Raw genomic sequence first — 25,182 nt, 5'->3', positions numbered from 1 at the left:
TCTTTTTATCTACATTCTCTAATTCATCACAGTCTTCAAGTTTAACTATGAGGTAATCGCTTGAAATATTTTCTAACATCTATTTTGTCTCTGTCTGCTCTGTCTGGAAAAATTTTTCCAATGCTTCTACATCTAATTTGTCCCAGTCTAGTATTTTTCCCGTTGCTTCCCAGTAAGCAATATCTTTCTTTATCAGAATAGCCATGCGTTTCGACATGGAGGTATCTGCTTCAGCTACAAGCTGCTTGAATTTTTTTCTAAATTTGACGTCCTCTTCTGATAAAAAAATCCTGATAGAGGTTGAGTTAGGCCCTATAGGCATTTTGAACTACTTATATATATTGCTTATATTGCCATACTTGCATACCTACAATATTTATGTCACTTGAATTACTAGCACTACTAACATTTTTGAGCTACTTGAACTACTTGAGCTACTTTGTGATATAATGAACCTATAAGCAAAAGAGGGAACGTAGGAGAAAGCCAGAGCGCTCAAGCACCGTATCTAGTACCTCAACAAACTTACAACAAATCAAAAACAACCGAGACCTACCAAGGCCACAGCTTAACAACTGTATCTTGTCAATTACAAAAAAATCGAGATTCGTGCATTTTGATAATGCCACTCTTAAAGCATCTCAATAGTAACTAAAAGTTACCATATATAGAAAGTCCTGGTAAAACAACCTCTAGACAATGCCTTCAACAAAATGCCATTTAGAAATTAATTCATATATCAAAACTGGCATGAGTCCTGAAGATTATTGTCGAATATGGGTCCCTGTACTTTACAAAACCTTACCTGAACAACGAGGCTACAAAGCTCGTTGTATCGAAGAGCTAGCAAAAGTCACAGGTTTTACCGAACAATCTATAAAAAACTGGGGAGCTGATTTTAAAGGGCATCCAGATTATGTGAAGGTCATACTTAAACAGGCCAACATCATCAATGAATTTCGTCAGTTATTCAAAAAACACTTTGGTGATGATACTTGACTTAATAGTAACATTTAGTTACTATCTAAGCTAGATAAAGTAGAGTTTCTTAGAGGGGCAACTTTAAGATAGCGATACAGCTACCGCACTTGCTCCGCCAACGCCAGAGAATCAAAAAATCAACCCTATGAATGAAACAGAGTCAAAACACAAAACCTGGACAGATACTTCCTACAGCCTGTCGTCTAACGACTTGTTATACATATCAAATGCAACTCATAGCGAGGCTGTGGCCTTAAAATGTCCGGGGTACAGCCGAGATGGAAAGGGTTTTGCGATTGAGTTTCAAATGCAACATTTAGATATTCTGAAAAATTTGGTTGCAGAATTAGAGAACCTCAAAGCTGCAAAATAACTTGTAAAAGTAGTTTTTGAAAGCTAATTTTATCAAGTCGAGTTTTGTAGTGTTGGCGGAGCCTAGCGGCAGCTACATCGGCCAATTCCAAGCAAAATGCACTCTCGTTGCATCAGACGATAATTGTATTTATCACCTACTATTTTTCTCAGTGTGAAATTGTATTGTTATGCAGAGGTAACGACAATTCAAGGCCATTATATATTGGTAGTGATTAGATACTTAGATGAAAGTTACCGCATACCTTAACAAATGGATGCTCACACTGTACGGCTTGAAGCCAGAAGACTGGGGATACAGACAAAAAGCTATCGCAGAAATCAGCCGTGCTACTGGACTTTCCCCTAACTCTATTAAAGGGTGGGGCAAAAATTTTGATACTGATAGCACCTATGTTTTGAAGCTATTAGATTATGCTGATATGGCAAATGAACTAGCTTTATTCGTAAACAAATATAACAATCTCTTGCCAAAAATAGATGTTATAGATACTATTGATGCTGTAGACAATAACCCAGAACACGAAGAGTGAACAAGAGCGTGTAGCTCTGCCTTAAAAAAAATAAAGCTACTAGGAAGGTAACAACTTCCCAATAGCATACAAATTTTTTAAATTTTCAGACTATGAATATAACACATTTCGAGGAGACAAATCCAGTATCCCTCCTGATGCAATACCAATGGTTAACCCAAGCCAAGCTAGCAAAAGCTTTAGGAGTGGGGAGAAGCGCTCTCTCTGACTGGATGTGCGGGCGACGAAACCCATGTCGGACTATCCGCAGACTGGCCTGGGAATTGCAACAGCAAATCAACGTATGGCCTAACCGATATTTCTTTTTTTCTTTCTCCACAGAAAAAATTAATCCCATTCAACTCCTAAAAAAATACCCAGGCTTCTCTAGAGAAGCATTAGCTGAAGCTCTAGGAGTTTCGTTGGTGAGTGTGAATAATTGGGCTTGTGGCAAAAGGAACCCGTCACCTTCAGCCCAACGTTTAGCTTGGGAGTTAGACAAAAAATGGTCGGCTATAGTCCACGTTTCTTGTGCGTAGCGAAGCGGAACGGATGTTCTATCACCTAATCGAGGACTAAGAACCAGAAAAACAAATTGCTTAACTTAAATACTTTTTGAAAAAGTAATACTAATGAGAGAGGATTATTGGTTATTTTCGGTTAATTTGTATAGACAAATACTTAGTTGAAGTTAGTTATTTTCAGTCAATTTGTATAGATAACAATTTGATGCTCATATTGATCGGCAAGACAAAATTTTCAGCAAATTTCCCCAGAGGGAGGATGTAAAAACCTGAAATTCCGGCAATTCTGGTAAATGCGAAATAGAGCAAAAAAAGTTGATTTTTTGATTGAGGTTGACACTCAAAAAATAATTGATTAACATTGTTTACTATGCTTAATATCAAATAATTCTTGTTTAAAGAAGCGGTCAGCAATCAACAATCGTTTTTGCTCATTGTTTCAAGCTTTGTACAGGGATTTGAACCAGAACTGCAAAAAGCTGATAGCTAGTTAACTTTCAAATTTAATACGTAGCCTCAATGCCATTAATTCTCTTTTGTTAACTACCTATCATAGATATAGAGCTAAATGCAGGAGTAAACGAGAGTAGAACAAAGTATTTTCTTGACAGTTTTAAAAAATAATCTAGTTGGGTTGACACTGAAGTTAAAAGCAGGTTCAAGAGTGCTTTAACTCAATTTCAACTTGATATTGTGGGAGTGTTTTTTTCTCTAGAAAAAAAACATTGCTGAAGACTCCCATTTTTAATTTTTGACTTAGTGGGTAGTTGGTTTACAGCAAGTGCATTTGTGAAAAGAAATGCAAATCTTTATCCTTATTGAGGAGAACATTGAACAATGATTAACTTTCAAAAGCAGAAGAGTAAGGAATAAACAATCAATAACTTTTGAGGCCAGAATATCAATTCATATAAATACTCCACCATTTTAAGCATTAGTATCAGCTCTCATACTTTTACGTTTATATGTGGTAGTTTTTCAGCCTGACATCAAAAAAAATATAACAGCCTACAGAACTTCTTAAGCTGATAAGTTTTGAACTTGAAAAGACTTCAGTGCCTCCAAAATTACCTCACTCTTACTGCACCCACGCCTAGCTACCTCTGATTCTACCCATTCATAGAGTGATATGGGAAGCCTAACAGCTATTGCTGGCCCTCTAGGTTCCTTGTAAGGGCTAACAAACTTACCTCCCTCCCTCTCTGCTTTGCACATTACAGTTTCGTAAGGGACTGATTTCTTGCTTTTATTAATCTTTGCCATCTCTACTTATCTAACCCTTATAAATATTCATACTAACTTAGCAACCATGTTAACATTTCATAAAAAAATCTTATACTTTTAGCCAAAAGATAAGAATAATTAAAATAGTTCATTGCTTGCAATACCATGTTAACATGAGTATTATTGTGTTTGTAGAGGTTAATTTTACTCCTACGAACTCAAATGATTGGACACCACCGAGGCCCTGAGAAAGCTTGTGATGTCCTTCAGATATCGTCAACACAAGAAAAAACGAAGGATTTTTTCTCATGCTAACAACAATAATAGACCGACTTGGCCATGATGTCAAGTCGGCACGAGAGACATTTTACGAAAATGTTCTCGGCATCGTCCACATCAAATGCTCAGAAATCCCCGGCTGGCATCAAGAAGTCCAACTCTACTGCCAAGTAGCCCACTACCTAGAGCAAGTATTCAACCAAGCGATCGCTCAAATAGAAAGACTAGAGCGAAGCAAAGGATTAAAAGTCAGGCCAGTCAACACCAACTACGACTTCAAAGCCATAGTCAGTAATCCCAAAAAAAATACAGACTATGTGGTAACTCTAGAATATGGAGAATGGACCTGCACCTGTCCCGACCACAAATATCACAATTATTACGACAATAGCCGGATGCTCTGCAAGCATATCTTAGCAGCAAAGACTGTCTATGAGCGCTCGTTACCTGCTGAAGACAGAACAGTTGCCAACAACCGGAAATTATTTGAGATAGTTAATACGGCGATCGCTAGCACTAGCCTAAAAATAAGTGAAGTTAACCTTAATGATTTCCGAATAGAGCTATCGCAAAACGGAGAAAAAGTAGCAGAAATCTGGCGACACGGTAACATCGGAAAATTTGCCCTGCGTCGCCCGTTTCAACCTGTAGATTACTTTGCAGACATAGAGAACGCCTTAAAAGTAGTGCTGCACGTTCACAACTTTCAAGTCGCTAAATCTTTCCACCTAGTTCAATAACACCTGCTGGAGTTCAGTAACTCAGAAAAAACTGAACTCCTTCAGGGAAATTGATTATTGCTTCAAGCATTTTGATTTTTTTTCAACAACACTTCAAGGAAGAAAAGACATGATGAACACATCTGCTATCAAACAACAAGAAAAAGACCTCATCAGCATTCTCACAAGCCAGTTAGAGAAAGAGAAAAAAGACAGCATCAGCATTCTCACAACTCTGTTAGAACAAAAGAAATCTCAACTAAAAGAACTACAGTCAATACCAACCAAAATCTCCAGAGCATTAGATACCCTACTACCAATACTTGCTGAGTATCCAGAGTACAAAAAGGCGATAGCCTCTCAACTAGGACTAGCATTACCCCCACCATCAAAATCAAGAGTAATTGAAATTACTGACGGACAAAAAAAACACAACCACCAAACCATAGAAAAACCACAACCCGAAAACAACCCAACTCCCACAATAACAATCAAAGAAATCATCACTGAACTAACCTCAACCTTCCCAAAAGGTTGGAAATACAACGAAACAGACTCCACTTGGGAAATGGCACTAACAGAGACAGAAGTCACCAGAATCACACAATTAACTAACAACTTTACAGGAACAATTGAATTAAAAGAAAAATTATATCAATGGAGTTTACAGGAAACAGATGGAGACCTTGGAATAATAATTCTAACCTTACAAGAAGAAAACAACAACGACACTACTTCCGACAACAACGCCGAAACCGACTCTACACATATAGAAAAATCTGGAGACGTACCGACACCCCCTACCTCAGACATGGTTGAAATTTCCGATACTGCTCCCTCTACCTTAAACATAAGTAAGATTTCCAGTGCAGGTAATAACAACAACCCTACTATAACCTGGTACGACTCATCCAGTGGCGAAGTAATTCTAGATAACGAACACAGATATTTTAAAGTGTTCTATGATGTCAAAGAAGATGATTATGAAATCAGACTCAAAAAATCAGAAACCGCCAAAAAATGGAGTAAAAACACTAATTCCACCACTCAAAAATTCATAGATGCAGTGTGGAAAAATACTAAAAATAATCCATCAAACAAAGAAAATGGTGGTCTCAAGCAAGAACTCCATAATGCTGCAACTGAAATAGGAGGTAAATTCTGTCAATACCCCAGTGACAATATTACCAGTTTTGGTTTCTTCTATATCAAAGACCAAAAAATAGCAGAAGTAGGTTATCAAAACAATAGTTGGTGGTTTATCGCCCCTGGCAAAAATCAAGTCTACTGTTCCGGTGATGCTGCCACCTTTACCCAAGTATTGAAAGGTTTAGCAACAGAAGAATCACCATATTCTAACGAAGAAGAAATAGACAAAATAGCAACTACCTTTGACACTAGGATAGAAAATGCTAGTGAGTCTAACCCTACTCAAACCACCTCCAAATCATCCGACTGTTGGTACACACCACCACAAATAGTTGAATTAATAGAAGAAGTCCTCGGAACAATTGACTTAGATCCCTGTGCCGACGACAAAAAACACATACCAGCAAAATACCACAAAACCATAACAGAAGACGGACTCAGTTGTGTATGGCACGGGAAAGTATTCCTCAACCCACCCTATAGCTGTCCTGGTAAATGGATAGAGAAACTAATTTCAGAAATTGATAGTAGTAACGTCACAGAAGCGATCGCCTTACTAACAGCATCAACAGACACCAAATGGTTTGAGCCACTGTGGAGTCAACCCATCTGTTTCTGGAAAGGGCGCATTAAATTCCTAGACAGCAACTACAAACCAAAATCACCAGCAAGACAGTCACATTGTCTAGTTTATTGGGGAGAAAACGTAGATAAATTTAGCCAAGTCTTCAATAAATATGGAGAAGTAACGCACAAAAAAAAGACTCAAGAAACATTAACATTCTTCAAGAAAATTGAACAATACTTACCCCCAACATGGATACTTGAAGAACATTTATTTAACCAAGTAATTATTAAAGAAAAAAACCACCAAAACAATCATGTCGAATTATGTAATTCTACAATTGGAGACATTTATATTAGACATAACCAAGAATTACTCTATACCATACACTACCAAGACATTGAGACAGCCATAGATTTAATTTACTGTTGGTTTGAACAACGAAAAAGTGTAACAAAACCATCCATAAATCCTCCTAATCCTAACAAAAATAGCAGTAATAAAATTGAATCAGGCGTAGAATCTGAACCAGTAGAAGTAGAAAAAACATTAACACTCACAGAAAAAATTACCCCCTTACTATTAGAAAATTGGGTAATAGAAACCGTAGGTGATAGTCAAGTATTAATCTACTCTTCAGACAATAACAACAGTGATTGGGTTAAAATCACTGAACTGCATAATTACAGTAACACTCCCTTCATAATCAGTCACGGAACCGAATTTTCCAATAATGCCAAAGACATAAAATCTGCCCTAGAAAGAGCAAAATGGTGGTTTGAATCAACTAATACAACTGATTATTTTGAAATATTTATCGAAATTATTAATAGTTACAAAACTGACTTAACCATAGTCAGAAATGACTCATCTACAGCATATATTCAAAGAGGTAAAGAACTATTTGGCACAGTTTTTTATAAAGATAACGAAATATTAGAACTACCAGAAAGAGAAAAACAACTACTCAAAGAAGCATACAGTATCAATATAGATGAATTGATACAAGATATCAACAATAAAGAAATAATAGATGAAGGATTAATTAATAACTACCTCTTGGGGATAGGCAGTTTAGATGAAGAATTCGACCATCTAGACACTCTTCATAACGCACTTCATTCTCTCTCTAATAAATTTAAAAATAAATTTCGATTAGTCATCATCCGTCAAGGAAGAATTTTTAAAATATACAACGGCATAGAATGGCTAGAAAACTACTTAGGCTCCGTTACAGTCAATAATCCAGATTCAGAACCCGAAATCATATTAGATGAAAATTTGGTTGATAAATTCTTGAATCAATACTCAATCCTCCTCAATCAATTAACCACTGATATTGTCAAAGGTGAAACCGAAATTGAAACAGACAACTACATTATTACAAACCAAACTATCAAAGAATTACTGACCAAAGAAAACTGGGATAACTGGAATGAAGAAGACTTTAAAACTGCAAATAATCTACTCAATGAATTAGTAGACTTTAGTCCAGCCTGGAATCAATTGCTAGAAACTCTACGCCAACAACGTAAAGAATTAATTGAACAAACAATAGAAAATGATGAAGATAATCCAGATAATAATGGAGGTTCTAAAACACCACCATCTACTCCCAATAACCCCAACAATAATAGTGGAATTGAGGCTGAGTTAAACACAAAACATTTAGACACCTTAGAAACAGCAATAAACTCTTACAAAACTGACTTGCAACTAGATAAAAATTGCTCTCAAATAGCTTTTTACCAAGGTCATTTTCAACTTGGTTTTGTGACAATAAATCAAGGTAAATTATCAGCAGAATCAAAATTAGTTTCTCACCTAATAACATCCTACGGAATAGACATCAAAGGATTAATAAAATCTATACATTATAACTCAAAACATCCAAGCTGTGATGTAGATCCATTCGCATATATTGGCAGCAATAATAACGCTCTCAAACCACGAGGATGTGTTGTTGCACCCATTTGGGAAAAAGGACGTGAACGCCGAGGCATTTTGCAGTCAGTCTCAGGAGAAATAGCGACTATTCAATGGCTAGACTCTGGAGTACTTGGGGATAACGGTATCGAACACATAAACATCAACTTACTAAGGTATGTTTCAGCTCAACCCTTAACCAAGTTAGGGAGTAGTCAAGTATCAGCAATCAGTTCAGACAACTTAGACAGTGATGAACCAACCGCTGAAAGTATGACATCACTTGACTTTAGTAGTTTGATAGTAGCTGCAAGCACTCAAAGGTTATCCACAGTCGCAAATACTCAGTTAAACACAGAGGAACTAGCAGATACAGAGAGGATAATTGATACAGTAAACAATGCTAATGACACTACTGATAACCAAACTGAAAGCAATGGTGATGAACCTACTGTTGAAAGTAGAACTGTACTAAAAGTTGACCAAATCCCATCACAGGAGCAGGAAACAGGAACAACTCTAAGTATCAATGAACAAAACCTAACCATCAATGGCAAAGCAATAAGTTTTGGCAAAACCCTAACTGAACTACTTTCAGGCAACAAAACAGTCACACGACGGTTTTGGAAAGATAACTACGCCCAACGCTTCATTGATGACTGGAATGCCAGACCAGGAAAATTTCTTTATCCTGCACTGACAAAAGGTTATCACGTTGGTGGTAAGCGAGTTGGTTACATCCGCCTCACCCATAAACCTTACCAAGAGAAATTGGTAGATATGCCATCTTCAGAATTAGCAGCAGAAGGTTTTCCCGAACTATCAAAACAACAATTTATTGGGAAATTTTTTGAGGGCGATAACCAACAAATAGTATGGGTAATTCGGTTTGAATTTATTCCTGATAAGGAATACCAAAAATCATCATTATCACAACATAAAAAGACTCAAACCAGCTTAGAAGAACAGCTAATTAACAAAGTAAAAAAACAATTATCCATGATAGATAAATTTCAATTTGAACGAAGTTTAGGCATACCTAAAATAACCCTGCATATATCTTTAAAAGATGAAATTTTAGGTCGTATATTTACAGACCCCCATAAAGGTTTAGTGAGCGATATTAGCTTAGAAAAATTACTCATGGAACGATACGAGTTAGATATAAAAGCACTTATTCTAGATGTAGTCAATGGTAAACAACTTCAGATAGAAAATTATCGTAAACAGCCTGAAAATAATACCACTACTAAAGGTGACACAGAAATAATTGAAAATATTGCTTCATACTTTTTTGATGAGTACGATGACCAAACATGGCTTAATTTAATTAAAACTGAAATTGAGTTATTAGAAGACTTTAAGGCAAGCCACGATGAGGTAGATTTAACTGTAACTCATTACGGAACAAATGTAGGAAGCATACATCACAACCAAGACGATGAACTAGAAATAGAACAGAAATTAATTGGCGAATTAGCTAAATATGACTGCGACTTAGAAGCATTTTTAGTAGCAGAGAATATTCCTTATCAACTCTATCACCCTAAACCAGTTGTAACAAATACTCAAACTTCAGAACACACAAAAAAGTCTATTCCTGGCAAGAGCAATGGAAAACTGCCAGACTCAAATCAATTAAACAACGACGCAGACACAAAGAGCACTGAACATTCCCCAGTAGACTTGTTAGACAAACTGGCTGCTGTATTTAATGCTTTTGACAACATCCGTACTAAACGCTCTGGAACCACACTTTGGTTTTACCGTGGAGATAAAAACCTCTACCCATGTTTGATGCAAACTAGAGATGGCAAAACTTTCACACTGTTCCCTACTGTCAAGTTGAAGTCAAACATGAAAGAACTATTTGGTATCGACGTAGATCAACTCTGTTCTGACTTGGAAGCTGGTCAAGGCGTTGATATCAATGATTATGTTGACCATAGCGTTTGGGAGCAGACAATTAAAGACAGCCACAAAAACAATGACACTATCACTTGGCAAGACATATTGAATAATGCTGCTATCAATGATACTACTGATAGTCAAACTTCTGATGAGTTTAAGGCATCCACAACTACAGAAGAGTCAAACACTGATAGTTACGAACATTCCGAAGGACTACATTGGGTCAAAGATAGCTCTATTTATAACCGGAGTGAGACTTATATAGTCTGGAACGGAACACAAAAATGTGGAAAAATCCATATTTGCAATAAAAGCAAGAACAAAGCTGGTTTTGGTAAATGGTACGTCAGTACCAACGTTTTCGGACCATACTACGACACCATTGAAAAAGCAGCAACAGCGTGTTGGGAAGACTTTATTTCCCAACACGCTGAACAGACAGAAACAGAAGAGGAGTTAATACCCTTCTGAAACAATTAATAATTAATAATTAATAATTAGGAATTTAAAATCATGGAAAAAAATAATGTAATTAAAAACAAATCCTTCACTTTTGCATTACAAATAGTTAAGTTATCACAATATCAAAACCAGGATAAAAAAGAGTATGTTTTATCAAAACAAATACTTCGGAGTGGTACAGCAATTGGTGCTTTAATCCGTGATCTGAATATGCGGAAAGCCTTGCTGACTTTGTGCATAAACTGCGTATCGCTATCAAAGAAGCTAACGAAACGCAATATTGGCTAGAGCTATTACATGAAGCCGATTACATTAATAAAAAAGGTTTTGAATCAATTAATCAAGACTGTATTGAAATCATAAAAATCTAGACTGCAATAATTAAATCAACAACCAACAATTAATTATTAATTGTTAATTATTAACAGGAGTGCAAAATGAATCCACATTTTATTAATACTACCAACGTAGACAACAATTCTAACAACACAAAAGACACACAATCACAGCAATGTATGAGTGATAGCGTCACCAAATCTTATAACACCTTTTTCGATGACGAGCATCTACCGGAAGGCCACATAACAACCCATCCCTTTAGCCTTACTCTAGAGGAACTTTCAGACTTGCTTAAAGGGGGCCAGGAAAATCATCAAAACTCTCAAGTCATTCAACCAAAACCTCATAAGGACTATAGCGGTTCGACTGATTACTCAGACGAAAAAAATCAGTCCAAACCAGCAGAAGACATTGAATGCCTCAATCAATCAAAAATCCCTGGCTTTATTCAAGAAGGCCAACAAAACCAGATCAAATCTGAAACTCCACAAACCATACTCAATCAGGAGTCCAGGGTTTCTACAGACTACTCAGTAGAAAAATTTCCACACAAATCAGCAGAAGACAGTAGAAAAAACAACAAATCCACATCTGTTGGCCAATTATCTGATAGTCCAATTAATTGTGAAAAAGCTCAACCTATAGAAACCAAACCCCATCAAGAGTATAGGGTTTCTACTGAGTACTCAGTAGAAAAATTTTCAAACAAACCAGTAGAAGACAGTAGAAAAAACAACAAATCCACATCTGTTGGCCAATTATCTGATAGTCCAATTAATTGTGAAAAAACTCAACCTCCACAAACTATACTCAATCAGGAGTCTAGGGTTTCTACAGACTACTCAATAGAAAAATTTTCAAACAAACCAGTTGGAGGGAGTGGCTGGCTTCATAAATACACAAAATTGACCGAAACAAAGACTGGACTTGTTGAATATCCCCGTGTCAAAGAAAGCCAACGTTCGGCTAACGATCATAAACATTGGTATTGGAACTACTGCTGGCATAAGAAGGGGAAAAACGGTAAACCTTTGTACAAAAAGGGTAAAGCAGTAGTTTCCTCAGTCGGATGTCCTCAGAAAAAAGTCTGTGTAGTAGAACGTGCGATCGCCGCTAAACTTCCACACCGCCAAATATTAGAAATAATCAAAGGGGAAAACTCCACACGACCCCCTACATAGTGTTTTCGTCGCGCCCCAACCCTAATCACTGCAAACAATACAATTTTTTTACCACTTAAAACTTATGACTTGTGCAAAAATAGCATCCAAAACAAAGAGAAAACTGCTGCAACAACCATTGCCACAGCAGCAGAGCGAAAGAGTAGAAAAAGATAAACAATTATCTTTACCCCTCATTATAGAACCTGCTAACATCCCTAACCTCAGAGACTACCAAATTCAAGTCATCTCTGAGCTGTACAAACGCATCAACAAAAACCACCGCCGGATACTAATTGTCGCCCCCACAGGAGCTGGTAAAACAGTCATTGCTGGTGACTTCATCTATAGAGAATATTCAAGTGGCAAAACCATATTATTCATAGTTCATAGAGACGTTTTAATCAAACAAACCATCAAAAAATTCAATGACTTCGGTATCGAATGCGGAGTCATCGCCGGAGGTTACTCTGAAAACCGTAACGCTCCAGTTCAAATTGCCAGCGCACAAACTCTCAGTCGTCGGAAAATCAACTGGTTTACTCCAGACATCATATTTATAGACGAAGCACATCAAACTGCCTGGAACAAAGTTATACAGAAGCAACTTGAAGAATGCAGAATGCAGAATGCAGAATGCAGAAGGAATGGAGATATTTTACCCTCACCTTTCATACCCACAATAGCTCAAACACCTAGCCCACTAGAGGAAGGCCAACAGCAGAAGGCAGACAGTCCTATATTCATCGGTCTCACCGCCACCCCCTGGAGACTATCAAAAAGGGAAGCAATGTCTGATTTATTCGACACCCTCATAGCAGCTCCCACTCCAGGAGAACTAATTCTCAAAGGATACTTAGCACCCCCAGTCTACTACAGCGTTGACGGTATTGACCTCAAAGGAGTACGAACAGTAGCAGGAGACTTTAACAACTCTGACTTAGGTATACGCTGTAACACCCCCGAAGTTATCAACACTATAGTCAAAGAATGGAAACGACTAGCTAATAACCGTTTAACTATCGCATTTGCCGTAAACATAGCTCATGCAAAAGCTATTGCCACTGCATTTAACCAAGCAGGAGTCCAAGCTGCAAGTGTAGATGGCACAATGCCTACACTCGCAAGGGAGATTATCTACTCCCAACTACAGTCAGGACAAATCAAAGTAGTTGCCAGTTGTGAAGCATTGGGAGAAGGGTTTGACATTCCTGCCATTTCATGCGTACTCCTCTGTCGCCCCTCCAAGTCTAAAGCTAAGGCATGGCAACAAATAGGACGTGGTTTAAGAATTTCCCCAGGCAAATACGACTGCTTAATTTTAGACCAAGCAGGGATAGTAAGAAGATTTGGTTTTGTTGAAGATTTAAAATCATTTACCCTGGGCAAGTCAGACAAAACACCCCTTGGTCAAGCTCCTACTAAAATTTGTCCAAAGTGTAGTGCAATTAATCGCAATTTTGACGCATTGTGTGGTTGTTGCGGTTACGAGTATCCAGTCACACCTAAACTTTTACCTACCAAAGAATTTAAACTCCTACGTTGCACAGCAGATAAAGTTAAGCAATATCAACATTACCACGAACTTCTCAAAGAAGCTTATCATCGCGGTTTAAAGCCTGTTTGGGCAGATAATCAATACTACAGTCAATACAAACAATGGCCTCCCTACAAATGGATGCGCGATGCCATATTTGGTCAGAAACCTACCCTAGCAGACAAGATTGCATATCGACAATATTTAATTCGTCTGATGGTAGCCGACAGACAGGCTATAGGATGGGTTAACCACCACATGAGAATGATTTTTGGCGAGGAATATTCAATGGAATAGCTCTCAAGTAACCCCAAAAAAAGTAAACCTACGGAGCCAAAACCCCGTAGATACAAAATTTTCAACACCATGATTATAGCACTATTAACAACTGATTGCCAACCCCAACCCTCAAATATTCTGACCACCCTAGCAACAACAAAGGAGGTGGTATAAATGGATTGGAAAATATTTAACCGCCACCCACGCTCCGCCGAAATAGCCAAAGGATTAAAAACCATCCCCGACCACTTGGCCTTAACACCAGTGCGCGACAAACGTCCCTACCGCTCAAACTGGCAACATGAACAACCAGTTAGTAGAGAAGCGATCGCCACTTATATCACCAAAGGCCAACAGTTAATCAGTCAAAAAACCGGAAAACCATACACAGCTTATGATTCTGGCTTTGGAGTGAGATGTGGAGAAATATCCGGCGGTTTATTAGCAATAGATGTAGATGGACCCTCAGCAGAACCCATCCTGAAAGCTATTTGTCCCGAACTACCTAAGACTGTAAGTTGGTCATCCGGTAAAACTGGAAGATATCAAATAGCATTTCAAATACCACCAGAGTATAGGGAAAATTTAAAATCTTTCACCCGTTCCGTAATTAGAAATTGGGGAGATTTAAAAGCAAGCCCAGACGAGCTTTTAGAACTTCGTTATAACTATTGCCAGTCTGTTTTACCTCCTAGTTATCACCCCACAACTGGTAAATATGTTTGGGTAAATTCTCCAGAAGATACAGAAATAGCATACGCCCCGCCGGAAATATTAGATTTACTCTTAGAGTTGGCAGACAAGGAGGCCAAAGCTGCTAGAGAAGCTGAAGCGAAAAAAGCCGAGAGGGCACAGTATTTAGAGGAAAGGAGAGCAGATAGACAAGCTTACCCATCCCTATCAACTGCTGAGAGTCTAGCAGATATTTTAGAACTGGATATTTTACCAAAGTTAGATACTGAAGATATCTATAATTGGAACGGCCACAACTTCAAACGGCATGGTAAGAAAATAGTAGGTTTCTGTCCTCAGCACGGCGGTACATCTGGTACATCATTCCAGGTTAACCCGGCTGATAACTCTTGGTATTGTCATGGTTGTCAAGAAGGTGGCCACGCGGTACAATATCGTCATTTTGTTAATGGCGGTCACGGTACACCTAAAGGAAAAGACTTTATAGCGCTCGTCAAAGAGTTAGCTGCTGATGCTGGTGTGAATTTACCAGAGTGGCAACAGCAGTATGAGCAATATAAGTCAAAGTTAATATCTGAAAAAGAGTACAACCAATTACACAAATTCCCACGACAGCTAAAAAATACAGTCATCAGTCTAGCCAAAACTCTTGAGAAAAAAGTGGCCCGTCCTGCGTATAAGTATTTGCGTAAACACGGGGTACTGCCTGAAAAATATGAACTACACCCATTAGAAAAACAACGTATTGCTAAACTTAAAGAAACTGAAACACAGAGGTTAGCAGAAACTACTACAACAATAGTTAAATTGGAACCGCCTCTAATATTGGGTAAAAAACAAATCGTATTAGGAGATGATGTTAATTCCTGGAATTTACCATCCAACTTTGAAGATTGGATATTTCAAGGTAGACCTGCTTATGTAGTTCCTCCAGGAAAGAGAAATATTTTTGAAGCTGTTATGGTCAAACGTGGTATCAAAAATTTGTTAGACCTTAGTGGTACTGGCACTGGTAAAAGCCATGATACAGGTAATTTACCACCTTATTTGGGAATCAATCCCCATGCACAAAAATCAGAAGACGACCCTACTCTCTACTACATCTGTGACGACCCTCGTAACCCTACTACAGAAAGTATTGAAAGTAATTCAGTTGTTTTACCCGCCCGTCACAGTGGTTTAGTTGAAGATACTGCCAAGCAAACACCTTTGGGATATCCCCATATCCGCCGACCTAAAGGTAAGGAGGAGCCTACTATAGAAGCATCCTGTATTAGAGAAGAAATATTTAGATATTTCCCCGAATTTAAAAACATGACTCTATTTGGGGGTCTTGTTGCTGCAGGATGCCAAGGTTGTCCAAACTTGTTAAACTCAGAAGGTAAATTAGCTTGCCCCCTACTTATTGGGCGATGGAAAACCAAGGAAAACGAATCATTTATCCGCTCTCATCCTCAACAGCTATCTACCCTATCTCAAAAAGATATTGCGGTAATAGACGAAGCGGGTTCAATTCTTAAATCTACAAAGGATATATTTGTAGGTAGTAAATCATTAAATGAAGCTTTCTATGAATTAGGAACTAAGCTGATAGAACATCAAGTAGATGGTCTACATTATGGTGATGCAATTAAACGCGCTCTATCTCCTTTAATTCAAGTAATGAAGGAAATGATGTTATTCATAGATAATTCGACTAAATTTAAGAAAAATGGATTGAATCATTATGAATTTGTTGATTTTATCTTTGATAAATTAGCTAATTTATATTGTCATCACGGCATAATTACAGAGCATGAAAAAGCATTATTTTTAGAGGCTAAATCAGGCATAGTTAATTCCAGTGATGTACTTCAATTAAAAATTATTAAAGGGTCATGGATAGAAAAATTAATTAACCATGCTTTGTGGAATTTAACCGCTGTAGAATTTTCAACCAAAACTGATACTAATGTTTGGGGAGAAGTTCGGCAAATTGAGGATAAGGATATCAGAATTGTTAATGTAAGTCCTACTCTAAAAGATGTGGTCAAAATCCTCAAAGAAGTATATAAACCTGATTTAGAAAATTTGATTGAGGATGATAATTTGCCTTGGGAAGTTCAACAGAAACGGGTTGATGAAAAGTGTAAATTAAACTTTTTGTCTCCACTATTGGAGATTTTGACTGGAGATAGGGGATATATCCAAGCTAAAAGCTATGGGTTTTATATAACTCAGTCAAATAATCACATTAAGCGAAGTCTTTCCAATGCTCAAAGTATTATCTATAAGGATGCTACAGCACGGACTGAAGATATAGCAATGAGAATGGGTATTGATGCAGAAGATATCTTGGAATATAAGGTCGCTACACCCGCTGCTACTAATTTAATAGTTAATCTAGTAGATGGTTTTGGCATTTGTGGGGCGCAACGAGATAGTAAGGAACAAAGAGAAAAGGGATTGAGTGAAGCTAGCTTACCAAAACGATTAATCAAAGGTGTAGAAAAAATTATAGCGGATTCAAGAGCTTTTGCAGCACAGCTTGGTAAAAAGGCCAAAATAGCTTTGATTGATTTTATGGGACAACTGTCTAATTATAAGGATATCCCTGGTATTGATTATTTTGGTTATTGGTGGGTACATAATCGAGGGACTAATGAACTTCAGGACTATGATGTAATCATTGCTATAGGCAACCCTACGGCTAATCTAGGTGCTATGGCTGCTGAATTTAGAACTTTGACAGGATTATATGCTAATCCTGCTAATCCTACTGAGAAGTTTAAAGACTATATTCAGCATTCTGTGGATAGTGAAAAATTACAGTTAGTCGGTCGTCTCAGAGCGCATTTACAACCTCATAAGCAGAAGGCAGTTTATCTGCTGGGGGATTACTCGGAAAAACTTACACATCAGCTTAAAGATAAGTTTCCTGGGTGTCAAATCAATAAAATGATGTCTTATGATTTATGTCCTGAAGCTGCAACCCGACGGGACCTTGATACTAAGATGGCCATTGAGCTTGGTATGAAGTTAGTACGTTTTGGACAGAAAGTAACTCAGGATAAAATAGCTCAGGAGATGGAGTGTACCCAAGGATGGGTTAGTAAGATATTCAAGAATTTAGGAGGTTATAAACGCGCTGTGAAATTATTCCAGTTCCTAAATAATATATTTTATAGGAAGTGGAATAATTCTAAAACTGCTATTGATGCGTTACCAGAGGATTTTAGGTGGGCAGTAGAGACTTATTTTCCTATAGAGGTGCAGGAACTTCTCAACTCTGAGTCTATCCCTGCCGAAGTCATCTCAACTCTGGACATTTTTAAGGATGAATATAATCTGAATCTCTTGAATTATGTATCACTTGATACTATTTTGGGATTTATCCTGGGGTTGATACCGTATTTGCCTCTGGAGTATCAGGAAATTTTTGAGCAGGCGTTGGCACCACCGGAACCGATACCGATACCAACGCCGACTTAATCAGACACGCACTGCCCAAATTTTTTCAAGCTACCTATGGTGGTAGCTAGCTTTGCTGTGCTTTCACTGTACGATGCCGTACATTAATCATCTCAACTAGCTATTAGCTTTTCAGTCCGGAATGCGGAGCATTCCGTAGGATAGCTCCTCTGTTAGCGTAGCTACGACGCAGGAGGCAAGCTGAGTGCTGACTGCTACTTCAATGTTGGTAGGAGACCCGCGCTCTCCGGTCACAGTCGCGTCGGGAGGATGTCAATAGAAGCAGTTGGTCAACTTTTATTCTTGACTTCTGTAAATTTAAAAAAAATGTTGTGGATGGAAATCCTATCTATTTCAGGTAATTTTTCTATATCGCTATAAATAGCTTTATACAAAAGTGAATCATATTTTTTCATACCTAATTCAACCAACATTTTATATTTAGTTTGATCTTTCTTCATATGATTAGGCCAAAATATAACAGCTTGGTATTCATATTTATCAATAGTATCTTTAAACCCAAAAAACATTAATCCTGTACTTTTAGTATTTGTTGGAAATACTACATGACACATAAAAAAAATATGAGGTTCCCAGTCTAGAGTTAAGGAATTAAAACTTACATTTGAATATTTATTGTTGACGTATTCTAGGGTTTCTACATCAAAATTTAAAAACGGGGTAAAATTAGTAAAATTATTCTCTACCCGCCTACCCGCTCTCAACTTTGCTTGTTTGCCCATAATTTATCCTCCTTAAAATCTTGTTTTTGCACTATCCAAACCCAACTAATCTTGATGAAAAATATTGTTGTTAATTTATAGAAAATTAATCAAAAAAAACAGGAAAAATGACCCCACTTTAAGAGTGTGGAGGGCGTAGCTATGCCATAACTAAAGATGACGATGGGTCTAAATTCCAGGCCGAATAGTCAGGTTGGGAATATCCATATATATTGTGTTTCGTAGGTAATGTTTCAGCAGTTTCCCTTTTTTTAGGTAATGGTGCTATTTCTACTAATTTATCATCATCATTATCATCAGTTATTCTTTCCAATAATTCTATACAAGATTTAGTCTTGGTTTGTATTTCTGGATTTATTATTTTGTGATACCCATTTTTTCTCAGGTTGTTGGCCAGTTCAATTGCTTTGTGCAAATATGCCACACAAATTAAACTATTAAAAGCACTATCTTCAGATTCAAGATTGTTGACTTCTTCTTTTAACAGTTGTTCAATTTGTGATAATGATTGTTGAATTGATACTATCTGTTAGTGAGCTTCAATGCTGGATATCCTCTTATTGATACCAGATGTTTTATTTTTCTCCCGCCTTTTATTCTTTTTTTGAATGCGATTTGCTTTATTACCCATTTGTCAAAATTTTCCTTTTCTACATATATTAGATATTGTACTATAAATACCTGAATTATCAACAGTAAATACCTGAAATTAATAATCAAAATAACCATGAAAAAAAGCAGATTATTGCAGATAATTATTAATGCTTTAATTGTTAATAATTTAGCTGTGTATATCTGCCAATTTATGATACAATTAAAAAATCAATCTTCAATCTAAAAACTTTCTAATGCTTGATGCCCTCACAACCAGAATTTTACGCTCCTCTATGCAGATGGAACCCCACTTGACAAAAGCGCTCGACCCTCCAGAATTTCAGGACCAGACACCAACGCAATAGGTCCTCATTCAGTGCTGCGGTGGGATACAATTAATAACAGAATTTATCAAAGACGGGAATATGATGCAAGCAACCATCCGGTGCGCGACATTGACTTCACCACTCCCACCTTTCCCCGTACTGGCAGGATGCGCCCCGGACATCCCAGACCTCCACATCAACACCGTTTCTACATCAACGACCCCAAGATAGGTACTACTTCTGGCTTTGTCAGAGGCGCAGCCGAACTCTTAGAACAACCAGACTAGAATCAAAGGAGAAAATATGCGCGGAATCACCATAAGCGATCGCAAACCGAATAACAACACCCTAGCAGTTAATCTCGCCGATATTCTCCAATTACTCGGCCACAAACTTGCCAGCACAGAATGGGAAATATCAGATATTGAATGTCTGGGAACCGATAGCGATAGCCTCCACCAACTAGCTGATACCCAAACTCGAGTCTCTGGAGAAACCCTGTTACAAATAGCCAGCAACATCACCCAAGTCATCGACGGCACATTCGTAGGCTACCCATACAACGCACCGGAGCCAAATATAATCGTTCGCGCCGTAGATAGCAGTGCTTACGATGTAGAAAGCAGCGATGAAACTATATTAACGGTGTTGCGACAACGTTTCCAACAAGTCGAAGATTTACCAGAAGTAGAAATTCAGGCAAATAAGGCTCTCAATTTACAGTTTACCGAACTGTGGATAGACCGCACTGCTTTCCCCCCTCAAGTGTTAATTTTAATCACCAATACTTCAGGTCAAAGCTATGTTTATAATCCCTCTGAAAATTACCAACTATCTTTTGCTGGCGATACCTACGAAGCTAGTCAAACTTGGCTGTTAACTAGGCAATATCAGAGGGTTGAAGGTCGTTTGCCTGCACTAACTTAATTAGATAATAACAAAATGCACAGCAGTGAAACTCTTGTGGATCTTTGGTTTGAGGATGCTGTGACTATTTTAGAGATTGGGATACCTGCTCTGTTGCAGGATTTTAAGGATAGTTTGATTACGGTGGAGGAATTAGCAAGTGAAGTGGTGGTGGTAGTTAAGATTTTTGGACGGAAAATTCTGGATTTTTTGTTTGTTGATACGCTTATTGGTTTGTTGAGTGGGTTGTTGGGGGTTATGCCTGTGGAGTTTTTTGAGGAGTTGCGGTTGGCTTTAGGGCCGCCACCTGATGGGGTAGCAGGTTAGGTTAAGAATAGGGCCAGTGTTTGGCCCCACTTTGGGAGTGGGGAGGGCGGAGCTTTGGAGTTTTACTTGAAATTGGGCAGAGGAATTAGCCAAGGTACAGAATTGGGCTTTTTTGTTTTCTCAAATGTTAAGTAATATTTCGCCACCAGTATCTAAAAGATGAAAATAGGCTAGAAATAGCAGGGTATGGCACAAAAAATCCGCACAAGTTAGAGATGAGTAAGTCCAACTCCAAGCCTAAGTACAAGGTAAAAATTTGTTTTGAATACAATACCTCTTTTAAGAACAGAGGTAGTCTGACATCATTTGAGATGGTAAACAGATGGTAAACCAGAAAGCTACAAAGTAGAAATCTAGTCAACGCTTTCAGTAGAGAGAATTGACTTAATCAAAGAAAAACGATATAATACGCAAAAAAAGCATACTTTTAGACAGGTTGCACTCACCCATAGATGAAATCCATTAGAACAAAGCTGAAACTTAATAATAAGCAGAAAACTCTGATGGCTCAACACGCTGGCTATTCACGCTGGTGTTATAACTGGGGTTTAAGTTTATGGAATGCTACATATATTGATGGTTATAAGCCCAATGTCCGTAAGCTTAGAGAAGTTTTTACCAACCACACAAAACCACTTTATCCTTGGATGAAAAACTTGTCGTCTAGAGTTTATCAGTACGCTTTCCGAAACTTGGGTGAAGCATTTAAGAGGTTTTTTCAAGGGTTAGGTAAACATCCAAAGTTTAAGAAGAAAGGTAGGTCTGATTCTTTCACAATAGATAATTGTGGAAAACCAATAGAACTAAATGGTTGGTGTCATAAATTACCTCTTATTGGTATTGTAAAAACTTATGAACCGATTGAGGCAACTACTCAAAAAATAACCATTAGTAGACACGCAGGCGATTGGTACTTAAGTTGCAGCTATGAATTTACTCCGGCTTCAACTCCAAAGACTACTGAAGTCGTAGGTGTTGATTTAGGTGTGAAAAATTTAGCCACCATTAGCACAGAAGTGGTTTTTGAAGGTGCTAAATCTTACAAGAAATTTGAAAACAAGCTCTCTAATTTACAATACCTTAACCGAAATAAAAAGATTGGTTCTACTAACTGGAAAAAGGCGCAGCTTAAAATTGCCAAGGTACACATAAAGGTAGCTAATATCCGTAAAGACGTGCTTCATAAATTGACAACTTATCTAGCTAAAAACCACAGCATTGTGTCAATTGAAGATTTGAATGTTCGGGGTATGTTGGCTAACCATAAGCTAGCTAAGTCTATAGCCGATCAAGGATTTTATGAGTTCAGGCGACAACTTGAGTACAAGTGTGAGTGGTACGGCTCTAACCTAGTAGTTGTGGATAGATTTTTTCCATCATCAAAGACTTGCTCAAACTGCGGTCATGTTCAGGATATGCCATTAAATGTGAGAACTTTTGATTGCCCTGAATGTGGCATATCCATAGACCGCGATCTGAATGCCAGTCTTAATTTGAGGGATGCGGTCGGCTTGACCGTCAATGCCTGTGGACGGAGTGCTGCCGACAGTTCCGATTGAAGCAGGAAGTAAACATTAAAATATCACCCTATGTGACGTTTTATATCAGTTTTATGAAGCAGTTATCATAATTGCTCTTAGTGCGAAAAAGTTTTAAATCAACCTTATTTACAATAATATGATAGATTTTGTTAGATTAGAACTTGAATCGGAATATATTAAATTTCAGCCTGGTTCACCTGGTTATTTCAAAGCTTCTGTCACAAACTACAGCCAAGATTTTTATAGTTTTTATCTAGATATAATGATACCTGGACTCGATCCAGAATCCCAGATAAAATGGTACAGCACAAAGCCTGAAGTTGCTACCAAGAAACCTCCTGGTGCAACAACTGAATTTACAGTCAATATTCATCGTTCTCCTCGTTCTGGTTATGAAAATGAATTAAAATTAACCGTTAGAGCAATTGCCGTAGAAAATCCACAACTTTTCGCTACAGAAACACTGACTTTAAAGCTGGAAGCACCCATAAAACCTCTAGAATTAGAGATTCTCCATCCTAAAGTTCAAGGATATCCTGGCGAAATTATTGAAATTCCTGTTAAGGTCTCAAATTATAGTCACGATGTAATGGCAGTAAATTTGACGTTTCAAGGAGAAGAGAAGCTCGATCCAAACTGGATAATTGATGGAACCAAAAAACAAATTACAGAACTTAATCCAGGTGAACCCCAATTTGTGACTTTTGAGTGTAAACCACCTGAAGAAGGGAAAGCCTTGAGTGGAATTTACAGCTTTAAAATCATGGCTCAAACGGATAGAATGATTCAACCTGAACCCGAAGTTTCGGGAAAGCTTGAAGTTTTACCGAAGGGAATTATCAATTGGGAATGCGATCCTACTGAGCAGGTTTTATCGGGAATTCGATGGAACAACAGCGTCAATTATGAAATTCAACTCGATAATTATAGTAACATGATTCAAGATATTAATTTTGATATCTTTGAAAGAACTAAACAACCTCATCATCTTACTATTTTGTCTGAGCAAGGACAAGAACAAGAACTCTTTGTCGAATATGACGAGCAGCAATCTCGCTATCTTTATACTGGGTTTAATTTTTATACAATCTATCCAGAAGAATCAGCTATACAAAAATTGAAAGTGAGTCAAGTTCGGTCTTGGTTGGGGATGGGAAATAAACTTCAATTCAACCTGAAACCTTATTTATTAAATCAAGATAGTGAAAGTAATACCTCAGTATTTATCAAGCCTGAAGCTCAAACAATTACTCTAGATGTTAAGCCTATTATTCCATTTTGGTTGCAATTATTAGCCTTACTGCTAATGCTTTTGTTTGGAGCATTGTGGTGGTTACTCACACCAAAAAATCATCATACCGAGCCAGTGAATTCTGTTGCTTTTGACGGTAAAGCTAATACCGTAATTAGTGGTTCGAGCGATCGGAGTATTCGCTATTGGCAAGTGGAGGGAAATCAACTTGAACCTCCACAAGTCATTACTGATAACAATGAAAAAGCAGTGCGTGTTGTTCGTTTTTTGCCGGAAGATAATCAACAAGTTGCAGCCGGTTTAGAGACTGGAGAAATTAATCTTTGGAATGTTACGAATCAACAAATTCAAGGAACCCTTTATCTTAAAGAAAATAAAAATGACCGTGTTTTTGGCTTAGAGTTTACTAAAGATTCTCGTTATTTATTAAGTGCACATGGCAGTGGAATGGTACGAGTCTGGGATTTAGAGGCAATTGATTCTGGCTTGAATTCATCAAATATACCAACTCGTAAGCAAAAAAAACAGTCTGGACTTGAACCTCTTGCCGAAACCTATGAACTCTATGAAGATAACCAGAGAATTGGTCGAGAATTAATTTTTAAACAACCCTTTGCATTACTAACTCTAGCCATCAGCGAACGCCGAAATCAACCTCGATTAGTCTTTTTTGCAGGTCAGTATAACAAGTTAGCAATTTGGGAAAATTGGGAAACATGGGAAAATTGGAATCCACTTTATAAAGATAAAAATGAGATGGAATACTACTGTTATTATTATTATTACTATTATTCTGAATACGGTAGTGAGGATACTTGTTTAAAAGCAGAAGGGAGTAAAAATAAGAATCGTAATAAGTTGTATTACTTTCCCTACAATTGGGAAGATAAAAGCAATAAATTGATTAACCAATATAATTATATTACCAATCTAGCAACTCATGAAGAAATTAATAATACTAGCTTCCCAAATCTATTAGCTAGTGCAGACACAGAGGGATATATTACGTTGTGGAACCTTGATAAAATTCGTCAATGTATTGAACAGTCGCCAGGAAGAGGTGAGACTCTGAATTGTTCAGCAGCTCGTCTAGAACAGTGGAATGATGGCCATAAAGGTCAACCCGTTCGGACAGTTGCATTAAGTCAAAATGGCTGCTATCTTGCGAGTACTGGAGATGATGGACGAGTTATGTTATGGTCACTCAATCCCAATGGAGAACTACTTACCACAAAGGGAAAAGTTGTAGCTCAATTTCCAGACACCAGACTCAATAGCGTCGATATTAAAACTTTTAAGGAAGAAATTCGCCTGACATTTGATGGAGAAAATCATTATGTAAATATCAAAAAAATTAAGATTAAAAATGAAGACTGTATGAATGAACGAAAACCTCGGTAGTGAGTCTAAT

Annotated in this window: 20 protein-coding genes; 16 read left to right on the top strand and 4 right to left on the bottom strand. The window is 37.6% G+C overall.

What is annotated here, in order from left to right; translation table 11 throughout:
- Positions 1–79: 79 nt before the first annotated feature.
- Positions 80–322, bottom strand: a complete 243-nt coding sequence (locus F6K22_RS02160) for a hypothetical protein (protein ID WP_293092763.1) — start codon at positions 320–322, stop codon at positions 80–82.
- Between the two features lie 377 nt (positions 323–699).
- On the opposite strand from F6K22_RS02160, the gene F6K22_RS02155 reads away from it, so the two are divergent.
- From F6K22_RS02155 to F6K22_RS02140, 4 genes are all read left to right on the top strand, one after another.
- Positions 700–999, top strand: coding sequence for a hypothetical protein (locus tag F6K22_RS02155; protein ID WP_293092761.1), 300 nt, complete (start codon positions 700–702; stop codon positions 997–999).
- 127 nt (positions 1,000–1,126) lie between these two features.
- Positions 1,127–1,354, top strand: a complete 228-nt coding sequence (locus tag F6K22_RS02150) for a hypothetical protein (RefSeq protein ID WP_293092759.1) — start codon at positions 1,127–1,129, stop codon at positions 1,352–1,354.
- A gap of 256 nt (positions 1,355–1,610) precedes the next feature.
- Complete coding sequence (locus tag F6K22_RS02145; RefSeq protein WP_293092757.1) at positions 1,611–1,886, top strand: hypothetical protein; 276 nt, start codon at positions 1,611–1,613, stop codon at positions 1,884–1,886.
- 92 nt (positions 1,887–1,978) lie between these two features.
- The gene (locus tag F6K22_RS02140; RefSeq protein WP_293092755.1) at positions 1,979–2,404 is read left to right on the top strand and encodes a helix-turn-helix domain-containing protein; all 426 of its coding nucleotides are present in this window, start codon (positions 1,979–1,981) and stop codon (positions 2,402–2,404) included.
- A 1,005-nt stretch (positions 2,405–3,409) separates the two neighbouring features.
- Here F6K22_RS02140 and F6K22_RS02135 read toward each other — a convergent pair.
- Positions 3,410–3,652 (bottom strand): hypothetical protein, encoded by a 243-nt coding sequence (locus F6K22_RS02135; RefSeq protein WP_293092753.1) that lies wholly within the window; start codon positions 3,650–3,652, stop codon positions 3,410–3,412.
- A 269-nt stretch (positions 3,653–3,921) separates the two neighbouring features.
- Here F6K22_RS02135 and F6K22_RS02130 point away from each other — a divergent pair, with 269 nt between their 5' ends.
- From F6K22_RS02130 to F6K22_RS02100, 7 genes are all read left to right on the top strand, one after another.
- A complete protein-coding gene (locus tag F6K22_RS02130; protein WP_293092751.1) occupies positions 3,922–4,632 on the top strand; it encodes an SWIM zinc finger family protein in 711 nt (236 codons plus the stop codon).
- A 109-nt stretch (positions 4,633–4,741) separates the two neighbouring features.
- Positions 4,742–10,633 carry a DNA N-6-adenine-methyltransferase gene (locus F6K22_RS02125; RefSeq protein WP_293092749.1) on the top strand — a complete coding sequence of 1,964 codons (5,892 nt, stop codon included), beginning with the start codon at positions 4,742–4,744 and terminating at the stop codon, positions 10,631–10,633.
- Positions 10,634–10,675: 42 nt separating this feature from the next.
- Positions 10,676–10,912 carry a four helix bundle protein gene (locus tag F6K22_RS02120; RefSeq protein WP_293092747.1) on the top strand — a complete coding sequence of 79 codons (237 nt, stop codon included), beginning with the start codon at positions 10,676–10,678 and terminating at the stop codon, positions 10,910–10,912.
- Positions 10,858–10,995: a four helix bundle protein gene (locus tag F6K22_RS02115; protein ID WP_293092745.1), complete on the top strand. Its 138-nt coding sequence runs from the start codon at positions 10,858–10,860 to the stop codon at positions 10,993–10,995. Before F6K22_RS02120 ends, F6K22_RS02115 begins: the two co-directional genes overlap by 55 nt.
- A 66-nt stretch (positions 10,996–11,061) precedes the next feature.
- Positions 11,062–12,144, top strand: coding sequence for a hypothetical protein (locus F6K22_RS02110; RefSeq protein ID WP_293092743.1), 1,083 nt, complete (start codon positions 11,062–11,064; stop codon positions 12,142–12,144).
- Positions 12,145–12,208: 64 nt separating this feature from the next.
- Positions 12,209–13,957 carry a DEAD/DEAH box helicase gene (locus F6K22_RS02105; protein WP_293092741.1) on the top strand — a complete coding sequence of 583 codons (1,749 nt, stop codon included), beginning with the start codon at positions 12,209–12,211 and terminating at the stop codon, positions 13,955–13,957.
- A gap of 156 nt (positions 13,958–14,113) precedes the next feature.
- Positions 14,114–18,103 carry a bifunctional DNA primase/polymerase gene (locus F6K22_RS02100; RefSeq protein ID WP_293092739.1) on the top strand — a complete coding sequence of 1,330 codons (3,990 nt, stop codon included), beginning with the start codon at positions 14,114–14,116 and terminating at the stop codon, positions 18,101–18,103.
- A gap of 269 nt (positions 18,104–18,372) precedes the next feature.
- On the opposite strand, the gene F6K22_RS02095 is transcribed toward F6K22_RS02100, so the two are convergent.
- Both F6K22_RS02095 and F6K22_RS02090 read right to left on the bottom strand, forming a co-directional pair.
- On the bottom strand, positions 18,373–18,825 hold the full coding sequence (locus F6K22_RS02095; protein WP_293092737.1) for a hypothetical protein: 453 nt from the start codon (positions 18,823–18,825) through the stop codon (positions 18,373–18,375).
- Between the two features lie 139 nt (positions 18,826–18,964).
- Positions 18,965–19,240, bottom strand: coding sequence for a hypothetical protein (locus F6K22_RS02090; protein WP_293092735.1), 276 nt, complete (start codon positions 19,238–19,240; stop codon positions 18,965–18,967).
- A gap of 555 nt (positions 19,241–19,795) precedes the next feature.
- Here F6K22_RS02090 and F6K22_RS02085 point away from each other — a divergent pair.
- The 5 genes from F6K22_RS02085 (at position 19,796) to F6K22_RS02065 (ending at position 25,172) form a co-directional block, all read left to right on the top strand.
- A complete protein-coding gene (locus F6K22_RS02085; protein WP_293092733.1) occupies positions 19,796–20,032 on the top strand; it encodes a hypothetical protein in 237 nt (78 codons plus the stop codon).
- Positions 20,033–20,048: 16 nt separating this feature from the next.
- A complete protein-coding gene (locus F6K22_RS02080; protein ID WP_293092731.1) occupies positions 20,049–20,672 on the top strand; it encodes a hypothetical protein in 624 nt (207 codons plus the stop codon).
- A 15-nt stretch (positions 20,673–20,687) separates the two neighbouring features.
- The gene (locus tag F6K22_RS02075) at positions 20,688–20,978 is read left to right on the top strand and encodes a hypothetical protein (RefSeq protein ID WP_293092729.1); all 291 of its coding nucleotides are present in this window, start codon (positions 20,688–20,690) and stop codon (positions 20,976–20,978) included.
- Between the two features lie 452 nt (positions 20,979–21,430).
- On the top strand, positions 21,431–22,537 hold the full coding sequence (locus F6K22_RS02070; protein ID WP_293092728.1) for an RNA-guided endonuclease InsQ/TnpB family protein: 1,107 nt from the start codon (positions 21,431–21,433) through the stop codon (positions 22,535–22,537).
- Positions 22,538–22,655: 118 nt separating this feature from the next.
- Positions 22,656–25,172: a WD40 repeat domain-containing protein gene (locus F6K22_RS02065; protein ID WP_293092726.1), complete on the top strand. Its 2,517-nt coding sequence runs from the start codon at positions 22,656–22,658 to the stop codon at positions 25,170–25,172.
- Positions 25,173–25,182 lie beyond the last annotated feature (10 nt).

The organism is Okeania sp. SIO2F4, assembly GCF_010672385.1.
Lineage (GTDB): Bacteria > Cyanobacteriota > Cyanobacteriia > Cyanobacteriales > Microcoleaceae > Trichodesmium.
The sequence above is the reverse complement of the archived record's forward strand: the minus strand, read 5'-3'. Positions and strand labels throughout refer to the sequence as shown.